Raw genomic sequence first — 255 nt, 5'->3', positions numbered from 1 at the left:
CGCCGGCAGCCAATGGCGGCGACGTGACGGTCAACGAGGACGACCTGCTCGCCAGCCGCGGCGCCGGTGAATCGGCCGGCTCCGACACCTCCAAGGAGAGCACCACCCAGGGCGGCACCTTCACCATCGCCTCGCCCGACGGCATCGCCACGCTCAGCATCGACGGCCACGCCTTCATCACCAACGGCGTCTTCAGCGCCGGCTCCTTCACCACGGCGCTCGGCAACACGCTCAACGTCACCGGCTACAATGCCG

At 69.4% G+C, this 255-nt stretch carries 1 protein-coding gene; it reads left to right on the top strand.

The features are described 5' to 3' along the window. On the top strand, positions 1-255 hold a 255-nt coding region (locus tag EOA79_RS32525), incomplete at both ends, for a hypothetical protein (protein WP_164748636.1).

It is taken from the genome of Mesorhizobium sp. M1A.F.Ca.IN.020.03.2.1 (assembly GCF_004023205.1).
GTDB lineage: Bacteria > Pseudomonadota > Alphaproteobacteria > Rhizobiales > Rhizobiaceae > Mesorhizobium.
This window is presented reverse-complemented; position numbering and strand designations above follow the sequence as displayed.